This window comes from Roseomonas sp. KE2513 (assembly GCF_016107305.1).
Lineage (GTDB): Bacteria > Pseudomonadota > Alphaproteobacteria > Acetobacterales > Acetobacteraceae > Roseomonas.
In genome coordinates, this window is sequence record NZ_RCVR01000082.1 from 1 (window position 1) to 9,026 (window position 9,026).

Here is a 9,026-nt window from a genome sequence, read left to right on the forward strand (position 1 = left end):
ATGGCCCAGATCTCGTTCGGCGCGGCCGCTCCTGGACGCCCCTGCCGGTAGCGCCAGGCCCGCTTGCGACGAGGAAGCTTGGAGCGGATCGCCAGTCCCTCTTCGGCGTAGAGCCGGTAGGTACGCTTCTGGTTCACCGGCCAGCCTTCTCTCCTCAGCAGCACGTGCAGGCGCCGGTAGCCGTATCGCACCCGGGCCGCGGCCAGGTCGCGCATCCGCATCCGCAGCTCCGTCTGTGGATCCCGCCGCGGGCGGTAGCGCTGCGACGAGCGGTGGAACCCTGTCGCGTGGCAGGCCCGCCGCTCACCGACGGCGTAGGCGCCCTGCAGATGGCGCACCACCTCTCGACGGACGGCGGGCCTCACCATTTTCTACGCAGCACGTCCTGTAGCATCGTCTTGTCCAGGCTTAGGTCGGCGACCAGCCGCTTGAGCTTGGCATTCTCTTCCTCGAGCTGCTTCAGCCGTCGGATCTCGGCCGTCCCCATCCCGGCGAACTGCTTCTTCCACCGGTAGAACGTCGGCTCCGAGATGCCGAGCTTGCGGCAGATCTCGGTCACCGCCGTGCCGCTCTCCGCCTGCCTCAGGGCAAAGGCGATCTGTTCGTCCGTGTACCGTTTCTGCTTCATGGCACCGCCCCCTCCTCAGGAGCTTAAAGTGCCCGAAAAACTTGCCCTCCCACCGGACCAGTTCTGAGGGTCAGGACCACGTCCTCTGTTATAATGCGGCTTCAATACAGCGCGGCACTCGCTGTAAGGAAAGACCACCCTGAGGAATAACCCAGGGTGGCTTTTGTCTCAGCGATTGGTTGTACCCAGCGAGCGGCTGACTGCTGTGCCACGAGGGTTGGCGCGGGTGCCGTCAGACTGGCCAGGGTAGGCGCCTGAGGTGTTGGTGCCGGCTGCGCGGTCAACCGCGCGGGAAGCCGCCGTACCAGGCGGGTTGCCAAGCGTGCCGTCCGGACGGCCGGCCGTGTTCAATGGGTCGCCGGCGCGATCCAGAGTGCGGGAAGTGGCGGTGCCGGGTGGGTTACCGGGAGTGCCATCCGGGCGACCAGCGGTGTTGAGGGGGTCCGGCTGTGCACAAGCAGCGAGGGCACTGAGAGCAAGCACCCCTGCGCCGGCACGGAAGAAGGAAAATGACATCAACGTTTCTCCATCAGGGTCCAGGCAGGGCCATAAGGGCTTGCCCCGCAATTCGAAACGATATGCCGCCTTGATTGCAGAAGGTAGGGTATGAAAGCGTATAAGTTATATCTCCCCCAACAAACTCCCGCTGAGCATTTTTCGTTGCAGTGTAGCCCAGTGCCTAGCGGCCGTGCCCGACGGGCTCGGGTTCTGCGTTAGTCGTTTTGTCCATCCTCGCCCTCGCCCTCGCCGTCCTGCTCCTCCACCGGAGCTCTGGCCTGGACTTCTGCCGCCAGCTCCAGCAGTTGGCGCGCCTCTTCTACCGTAGCGCCCTCAGCCTCTACGCTGCCAAACTTCACCTTGACCTTCCGGCCCTCCCTACCCTGCAGCCACGTTGCCGCCGCTGCGGTAAGGCCTGTGATGGCGGCTGGATCAAGGGTTAAGGTGATTTGGCCGAGGTTGATGGCAGGCGCTGAGTCGGCGTTCCGCATGTAGAAGCTGGGATGAGCACCGAGGCCGAGGAGAGGGTGCGTTAGGGTCCGTTGACGATCAGGATGCCTGTTGCCGCCAAGCTGTGATTCAACCCTGCCTTCAGGAGCGTGGCGGCAGGATGGATCAGGATCAGCTTAGCGTGCACGATACGGTCATTTCGGATTAATTGCGGTTGGACCTTACGCGTCCGACAACTTTCAATCCTCAATGGGCTGACGCAGAGAGGGGTACCTGATTTCCCCTCGCTTCCACCGAAGTGAAGCGCCTATAGACTGCACCATGCTCAAAGTTATCGACACTCCGCCCAAGCCATCCAGGCTCGCGACCGGGACTGCCTTAGATCGCATGGGGGAGTTGTGGGGTGTCCGTCGCCTGCCGTTGGAGGGCGACCAGAGCTATAGCTTTCGTCTACTCGAACAGATGAAAACTGGTAGAACTTACCCACCCGTTGATGCTTGCCGCACGGATTAGCATCGAGGACAGATCACCCCTCCTGCTGCGTGCGTACTGCGGGAAAGCTCCCTCCGCACGGCTGATTGCCTCGCACAGCGGCTGATATCAGGCACCTTCGAGTGCGCGCCGAATCTGTTGTTCTTCCAAGTCGAGCTCGTTCGCCAAGGCGCGGTGAGCCTCGGTATCCATCGTTTCCGCTCGTTCGGCCAGTTTCTCCCGCGCAGCGGCAATGGCGACGAGGCGCAGACGCTGCTGAGCCTCCAGCTGCATGCTCTTGGTTTCGGGGTCCTGCCCCTCGATGCTCGCGCGATCGGCGCGCACCTCGTACTCTTGCACCAGTTCGGCCGCCGCCTCGGTGTGCTCGGTAGCTTCGGGGCTATCCAGGTGCTCCCGAATGGCATCCAGTGCAGCCGTGGTGATCTCGGCGCGTGCCTGCGCCGTCTCGGGCTCGGGGAGGGTTGTCACCTCCTCGGTGACGCCGAGCCATTGGACAAACCAGCCCAACGTTGTTCCCTGGACCACCAGGGTGACGAAGATCGAGCAGAAGGCCAGGAACAGGATGATGTCGCGGCCCGGGAAAGGCTCAGGCAGCGCGAGGGCCGCGGCGAGGCTGACCACGCCGCGCATCCCGGTCCAAGAGACGACGGCTGCGTGGCGCCACGGCGCTGGCTCCCTTTCCCGCAGCTCACGCGATAGGGCGCGCGGCAGCCAGGCGGAGCCGAAGACCCAGATGAAGCGGCTCACGATGAGGGTGACCGACATGGCGATCGCCAGAAGAGCGATCGACCGGAGATCGTCATCGGCCAAGCGCGCGACGATGCCGCGCAGCTGCAGCCCGATGAGGATGAATACAAGGCTGGTGAGGGTGAACTCCAGGAAGTTCCAGACCGCCACCAACTCGATCCTGGTACGGGCGGTGAATTCGGCGTGCTGCTGCCGTCCGAGAACGAGTCCGCAGGTGACAGCCGCGAGGACGCCTGAGGCATGGATCGCCTCGGCGGCGAGGTAGGCGGCAAAGCCGGCGAGGATGGTGATCGAGAGGTCGAGCAGGGTGTCCTCGAGATGGGTGAAGATCCACATCGCGGCGCGGCCGATAAACCAGCCCGCAAGCGCACCCCCGATCGCCACGCCGAAGAACTGCAGTGCCCCCTCGCTGTAGCTGACCGTCGTCACGCCGACCGCCGCAACCGCGAACTTGTACAGCACGAGCGAGGAGGCGTCGTTAATGAGGCTCTCGCCCTCCAGCACCGTGACGATCCGCTTGGGCAGCTTGAAGCGGCTCAGGACGGAGGCGGCGGCAACGGCATCGGGGGGCGCCACGATGGCGCCGAGAGTGATCGCTGCCCACCAGGGAAGGGAGGGGATGAACAGCTTGGCCGCGACCGCCACCAGCCCAGCGGTAAAGAACACGGCCCCGATCGCCAGCAGCAGGATAGGGCGGAGATGGTTGCGGAAGGCAGGCCAGTCCGTCCGGTAGGCGCTGACCTGCAGGAGTGGAGGCAGGAACAGGGCTAGCACGAGCTCGGGATCGAGCACAAGGGGTGGCAAGCCTGGAACAAAGGCCAGCCCCATGCCACCGAGTACAAGAGTGACGGCAAGAGGAAGGTTCAGCCGCCTCGCGAGGACCGCGAGGGCCACACAGGCGGCGAGGAGAACCAGCAGGAGTTCAAAGACGTGCATACGATCGGCATCCGGTAGGGAGTGTTGGGCGCAGGCTGCACCTCGTGGCCCAGGGATCAGCCAAGCACGGCGGGAGGGCGATCGGGCTGATCAGAACACGTCCAGCAAGTGCGCGCGTCGCCGATCGCTCGGAGGCAGCACCCGGTTCCGCTCTGTTGCAGCCGCTGATTGCTGGAGCGGGCTGCCTCGTGGGGGGACACCAATCCCACGATGCCCCTGCTCCCTTGAACGCGGCAGCCTTCCTAATCTGGCATCCCGCCAGCACCCAGGGGTGAGGCCTCGTATTCTGCCAGCAGGTGCGCTGGATCGCGGTAGATCGCAATGCATCCGGCATTGCGCAGGGCCTCCTCCAGGAAGCCGCCGCGGAGCAGGCCGATCGTCCGGATACCTGCCTTGGCCGCAGCCTCGGCGTCGTAAGGCGTGTCGCCGACGACGATGGTCTCATCCGGGCTCACGCCGGGCAGCTGCGCCAGGGCGGCCTCGAAGATGTCAGGGAAGGGCTTCGAGCGCTCGGCGTCGCTGGAGGAGGTCTCGGCGTCCAGTCGGGCGTCCTCGATGCCGATGATGCGCTTGAGCGCGGTCAATTCCGCCTCCTTAGCGGAGGAGGCCAGGGCGGCGCGCAGGCCAGCCTTGTCCACCCGCTTCAGCAACTCGGCCGCCTTGGGGAAGGCGTGGACCCGAGGAAGGTAGCCTTCACGGAAGATGTCGCCACGACGCTTCTCGAGAGCCTGCCCTTTCTCCTCCAACTCCTCCGGCGAGAGGAAAACTGGCATGAGCTGGTCGCCGCCCTTACCGATCTGGTTCCGCACCTGGTCGAAGGAGATGTCGTGGCCGATCTCCTTGAAGGCATCCACCCAGGCCTGTGCGTGCAGATCCACCGAGTCCACGAGCGTTCCGTCGACGTCGAAGAGTACAGCTTTGATCATCATCTCGAAGTCTCCCGCCAGCGCCACTCAGTCCAGCCGGCAAGGTAACGCGACCGTGGTCGCAAGGACGGCAACGGAAGGCGAGCTCTTATCAGCTCGAACGACTCCTGCCAGCACCGGATTGGATGCAGTTGCGGAAATTTCCTGACGGCAGATGGCACGCCTTTGACCCGCGATGCTGATTATCTCCGTTCTATCCGCAACCGCCTTCTATGGCTTCCCATCCTTCTCGACGGCAACAAACGTGAACACGCCCTCCGTCACCTTCTCAGGCGCTTTGCCGCGCCCGCGACCTCGAGCCCAGGTCTCCACTTTGACCGTGATGGAGGTCTCGCCGGTTTTCTGAAGACAGCAGTAGCAGCTCACCTCGTCGCCGACCGCGATCGGGCGCAGAAAGCGCATCGCCTCGATGGCAACGGTGACAACGCGGCCACCGGCGTGCTCGGCGGCGAAGGTGCCGCCTGCCAGATCCATCTGCGACAGGGTCCAGCCGCCAAAGATATCGCCGCTCGCATTGGCGTCCCGCGGCATGGCCACGGTGCGCAGATGAGGGCCGCCCTCAACCTCCGGCAGGCTGTGCGCTGTTTCCACCGTATCCACTACCTCTTCTCCGCCCTCAACTCCGCCGCATTGCAGTCGCGAAAGCTGGCCATGGCCACCTCCAGCAACTCGTCGCCCACTTCGGCCCGCACCATGATCCGGCCGCGCCGCACGCCTTCCGGCTGCTCGCCAGACGCCGCATCGGCAGCGTCCGCGCCGGACACCACCGTGCCTGACGAGTTCTCTTCCCCCTCGGCCATGGCTTGGACGCTGTTCCGATCGAGGCCATGGTCCTGCACCAGGCGCTCCATGGCCATCTCCGCCTCCCGGCGCGTGTCGAAAAACCCGGTGATCACCTGAGACATGGTTGGCTCCTTCATTCTCCAACGCATCAGCGCCGCATGGTCGGCATCGGATGCCCTTACCCGTGTGATTCATCCCTCGTGATCCCGGGCTGCTCGCCGTAAGATGGTGGCCAGCGCCACGCTAACCGCAGCGGTGCCGCTCGGAAGACCGATGTATCGACATGTCGGCGCTTAGGAAGCCGTCCGCGATCTGAAACCGTCGGACCTCCATGCCGACACGCCACCGAACCCGCTGCACACCGGGCCCGGCCTGCCCAAACTCACCACGGGCGCTCAGCATGCACAGAGCCGACGATAAGCACCACTTCTGCATCGGCGGAGAAGACGTCATTAGGTGTATCGGCTGCCAAGCACCCTGCCCCGCAGGGCACCGCGGGGCTCGTAAGCCCCGCGGCGTGTCGGCCTACCTCATGCCTTGGCCTTCTTGGCACCCGGGGCGCGCTTGGGCGTGGCCTCTTCCTCCTTCGGCATCTCCTCAGCCTCCTCACCACCACCTTCGCCTTCAGGTGCGCTGAAGCCCTCGGCAATCTGGGTCAGAAGAGCATCCGTCTTCTTCTCCTCCTCCAAGGTCTGCTCCAGCAGCTGCTCGGCTTCAGTCAGACCGATCTTGCGGCCCACGTCTTGAGAAGGCCGTAGCGAGCGATCTCGTAGTGCTCGATCGCCTGGGAACAGCCGATCAGCACATCGTCCGCGGCTTCGGTGTCGCCGAAATCTTCGAGATCTTCCTCCATCTCTGCCGTCAGCCCCTGCATCGCCTCGCAGGTCTTGCTGCGAGCGGGCTTGCCCAGGATCTCAAACACCTGAACAAGGCGTTCGACCTGGCCTGCGCTCTCCTCGGCGTGGTTAGTGAAGGCCTCCTTCAGCTCCGGCGCCGTTGCCGCCTTGGCGGACTTCTTCAGTGCCCGCACCGACTGCTTCTCCGCGTAGTAGACGTCCTTGAGCGTCTCGTAGAAGGCATTACGCAAAGTCTTTTCGGCCATGTCGACGGTTCTCTTCACTTCCGGCTTCCAGAACTGGCCACCGGGCGCAAGATGAACGCGACCATCAGCGCGTAGCTGCCTCAGATCCTGCTCCCGATGCGCCAGAACTCGATCAGCTCAGCGGAGCGCGGAGTGTTGCCCTGCTTATGCCATCGGAAGGATCTACAGGGGAGCCGTTCAACCGGTGAGATGGCATGACCAACGATCTGGCACTTGCCTGGGATGTCAGGGTAGCCACGCTGCTAGCGAGGCTACCGCAGCGGATGAGGATGGGCATCGAGTGGCTCCGGTTGCCGTCGCGCCGACGGCTAAGGACCCCCTGCGCCACCCTTCTCATCATCGGCGGAGTGTTCTCGATCCTTCCCATCCTCGGCCTGTGGATGCTCTCCCTTGGACTTGCCTTGCTGGCTGAGGACGTCCCCGGCATTAAACCGCAGTTGGAGAGGGCAGCCTGCTGGTGTGTGCGGACCTGGCACCGGGTCAGGAGCACCACTCCGGGTCGAGACCGGCCGGCGTGACGTGGGCTCCCAACTTTCCACTAGTGCCCGGGCGTGGAGGCCTCTTTCAGCCGCTCCGTCGGCCTGTGACAGCATGGTAGATCCAAAGCACGACGACAGCACCAATGATTGCAACGATCATGCTATACAAGTTGAAGCCGGTCACACCAGCACTGCCGAAGGTGTTGAAGAGGAAGCCACCCACAAAGGCTCCGATGATGCCCAAGACGATGTCCAGAACGACGCCCTGACCTGAGCCAGCGTAGAGTTTGCTCGCGACGAAGCCAGCAATCAGCCCGAGCACAAGCCAACCAATGATCGACATGAACGTCTCCTGAGAGGACGAAGGGGTTAAGTTCGGCACCCGTTTGTAAGTAAGGTAAGCGGGGTCTGCTCGAGCAGACCCCGCCACCGAGCAGGCCTAGCGCTTGTCGGGGTTGGCGCCGCTGATGTTGGTGCCGAGCGTGTTGTCCACGGCGCGGCTCACGGCCGTGCCGGGCGGGTTGCTGCTGGTGGTGCCGGTCACCCCAACGCTGCTCGCCGTGCCGGTGGTGTCGTCCACCTCGACCTCGGTGCGGCGGACGGTGTCATGCACCGTCTCGGTCCGGTCGGAGGCGTCCTTGCGGATCACCAGCTCTTCCTTAACTCGGGCCTCCTTGCCGACCACGGCCTCCTCCGCGTGCTCGGTCGCGTCGATGACGCGCTCGCGGAAAGCCTCGTCGGCATCGGTAAGCGGCCGGTCCACAGAACGGCGCTGCACGTCGACGTGCTCCTCACGCAGCGTTACCTGCTCGGTGACCGGCGTCTCCACGATGTAGGAGCGCACCCGCACCCGACCGCGCTCGACATCGCGCTTGCCGATCCGGACCTGCTCCTCGACGATCGGGATGACCTCCTCGCCACCGGTACGCGCCGCAGTCGGCGACGCGGCGGGCATGGAGGAATGGGAGGTCACCGGCGCGGACGCCGAAGCCGCACCCGTTGCAACCGCACCGGTCGCGGCCATGCCCAACTCCGGGTTGGAGGGAGAGGTTCCGACCGCGCCGGTCGTGCCGACCTGCTGGCCGGTCCAGCCCGACTGCCGCCACTCCTCCTCCTGGGCGTCGAGGTCAACGGCGCCGTTATGCTCCAGGATGTCCATGGCCTGGTCGAGCTTGCTCTCGTCCACCTGAGCGGAGACGACATAGTTGCCGCGGCGGATGCCCTCAGCGTAGGCCGAATGGTCCTCGTCGGGAACAAAGAGGTCCTTCAGCGAGGCCCAGAAGCCTGTGTCCTCCGACGTCGATCCGGAGGCCGCCGTGCTGGTCGAACTCGTCTCACCGGCGAGCACCTGAACCTGGCCGCTCGCGAGGCCAAGCTGGCTGGAGAGCTGGCTGACGGCCGCATCTGCATGGGCGCGGTTGTCGAACATGGCGGTGATGGTACGCATTATGGTTTGCTTCCCTTCCTGTTGTCAGTCCACTCGACCACCCCTGCAGGCGAGGTCGCCTGCTCCGGGGCCAGTCGCTCAACCGTGGCTCGCTGCACCCGCCGCTCGACGGGCCGCTCCACGCTCTCCTCGTTGTCGACGAGGTGCAGCCGGATCTCTTCCCTGAGAACTAGGCGCCGCATGACCACCAGCTGCTCCTCGACCACGGGGACGATGGTCACATCGCCCTCCTGGCGGGTTGCTGGCACCTCACTCACCTCGCGACCGACGGGCACGCGCGTGATCTCCGTACGCTGACTGCGTAGCGTCTCTCGCAGGGTCTCCTCGACCGTCTCGGTGGTCAGGGAGACACGAACCCGGCCTGTCTCGGCGGTTCGCTTGCTGACGTGGAGAACCTCCTCGACCAGCGGGATGACCTCCTCGATCCTTCCACTAGTGGGCAGGCTGCCCGACGTCGGCACCGGCTTGACCTCGGGCATCCCCGTGTCCCGATCAGACGACACGGGCACCGCGGACGGTCAGCACGTCGCGAGTACCC

General features: G+C 64.7%; 9 protein-coding genes and 2 pseudogenes. 1 reads left to right on the forward strand and 10 read right to left on the reverse strand.

Annotated features, from left to right (window positions below; translation table 11 throughout):
* The 7 genes and pseudogenes from D9599_RS29445 to D9599_RS29475 form a co-directional block, all read right to left on the reverse strand.
* Nucleotides 1-628: pseudogene (locus tag D9599_RS29445) on the reverse strand (transposase); the annotation flags it as partial.
* A 713-nt stretch (nt 629-1,341) separates the two neighbouring features.
* Nucleotides 1,342-1,617: a hypothetical protein gene (locus D9599_RS29450; protein ID WP_198384902.1), complete on the reverse strand. Its 276-nt coding sequence runs from the start codon at nt 1,615-1,617 to the stop codon at nt 1,342-1,344.
* Between the two features lie 559 nt (nt 1,618-2,176).
* Nucleotides 2,177-3,751: a Na+/H+ antiporter gene (locus D9599_RS29455; RefSeq protein ID WP_198384903.1), complete on the reverse strand. Its 1,575-nt coding sequence runs from the start codon at nt 3,749-3,751 to the stop codon at nt 2,177-2,179.
* A 242-nt stretch (nt 3,752-3,993) separates the two neighbouring features.
* Nucleotides 3,994-4,680: an HAD family hydrolase gene (locus D9599_RS29460; protein WP_198384904.1), complete on the reverse strand. Its 687-nt coding sequence runs from the start codon at nt 4,678-4,680 to the stop codon at nt 3,994-3,996.
* Nucleotides 4,681-4,887: 207 nt separating this feature from the next.
* Nucleotides 4,888-5,277 carry an acyl-CoA thioesterase gene (locus D9599_RS29465; RefSeq protein ID WP_309228761.1) on the reverse strand — a complete coding sequence of 130 codons (390 nt, stop codon included), beginning with the start codon at nt 5,275-5,277 and terminating at the stop codon, nt 4,888-4,890.
* Nucleotides 5,277-5,582 carry a hypothetical protein gene (locus D9599_RS29470; RefSeq protein ID WP_198384905.1) on the reverse strand — a complete coding sequence of 102 codons (306 nt, stop codon included), beginning with the start codon at nt 5,580-5,582 and terminating at the stop codon, nt 5,277-5,279. The genes D9599_RS29465 and D9599_RS29470 overlap by 1 nt, the downstream gene beginning before the upstream one ends.
* A 408-nt stretch (nt 5,583-5,990) precedes the next feature.
* A pseudogene (locus D9599_RS29475) lies at nt 5,991-6,562 on the reverse strand (ferritin-like domain-containing protein).
* Nucleotides 6,563-6,756: 194 nt separating this feature from the next.
* Here D9599_RS29475 and D9599_RS29480 point away from each other — a divergent pair.
* Entirely contained in the window at nt 6,757-7,080 is a 324-nt protein-coding gene (locus D9599_RS29480; RefSeq protein WP_232481094.1) for a hypothetical protein, read from the forward strand.
* A gap of 46 nt (nt 7,081-7,126) precedes the next feature.
* Here D9599_RS29480 and D9599_RS29485 read toward each other — a convergent pair whose 3' ends face one another.
* From D9599_RS29485 to D9599_RS29495, 3 genes are all read right to left on the reverse strand, one after another.
* A complete protein-coding gene (locus tag D9599_RS29485; protein ID WP_198384906.1) occupies nt 7,127-7,384 on the reverse strand; it encodes a GlsB/YeaQ/YmgE family stress response membrane protein in 258 nt (85 codons plus the stop codon).
* Between the two features lie 96 nt (nt 7,385-7,480).
* Nucleotides 7,481-8,488, reverse strand: a complete 1,008-nt coding sequence (locus D9599_RS29490; RefSeq protein WP_232481095.1) for a YsnF/AvaK domain-containing protein — start codon at nt 8,486-8,488, stop codon at nt 7,481-7,483.
* Nucleotides 8,488-8,967: a YsnF/AvaK domain-containing protein gene (locus tag D9599_RS29495; RefSeq protein WP_198384907.1), complete on the reverse strand. Its 480-nt coding sequence runs from the start codon at nt 8,965-8,967 to the stop codon at nt 8,488-8,490. Before D9599_RS29495 ends, D9599_RS29490 begins: the two co-directional genes overlap by 1 nt.
* Nucleotides 8,968-9,026: the final 59 nt, after the last annotated feature.

Excerpts from the sequence above, each read along its gene's own strand:
- D9599_RS29450 (WP_198384902.1), bottom strand. The coding sequence starts at position 1,617 with ATGCGGAACGCCGACTCAGCGCCTGCCATCAACCTCGGCCAAATCACC.
- D9599_RS29455 (WP_198384903.1), bottom strand. The coding sequence starts at position 3,751 with ATGCACGTCTTTGAACTCCTGCTGGTTCTCCTCGCCGCCTGTGTGGCC.
- D9599_RS29460 (WP_198384904.1), bottom strand. The coding sequence starts at position 4,680 with ATGATGATCAAAGCTGTACTCTTCGACGTCGACGGAACGCTCGTGGAC.
- D9599_RS29470 (WP_198384905.1), bottom strand. The coding sequence starts at position 5,582 with ATGTCTCAGGTGATCACCGGGTTTTTCGACACGCGCCGGGAGGCGGAG.
- D9599_RS29480 (WP_232481094.1), top strand. The coding sequence starts at position 6,757 with ATGACCAACGATCTGGCACTTGCCTGGGATGTCAGGGTAGCCACGCTG.
- D9599_RS29485 (WP_198384906.1), bottom strand. The coding sequence starts at position 7,384 with ATGTCGATCATTGGTTGGCTTGTGCTCGGGCTGATTGCTGGCTTCGTC.
- D9599_RS29490 (WP_232481095.1), bottom strand. The coding sequence starts at position 8,488 with ATGCGTACCATCACCGCCATGTTCGACAACCGCGCCCATGCAGATGCG.
- D9599_RS29495 (WP_198384907.1), bottom strand. The coding sequence starts at position 8,967 with ATGCCCGAGGTCAAGCCGGTGCCGACGTCGGGCAGCCTGCCCACTAGT.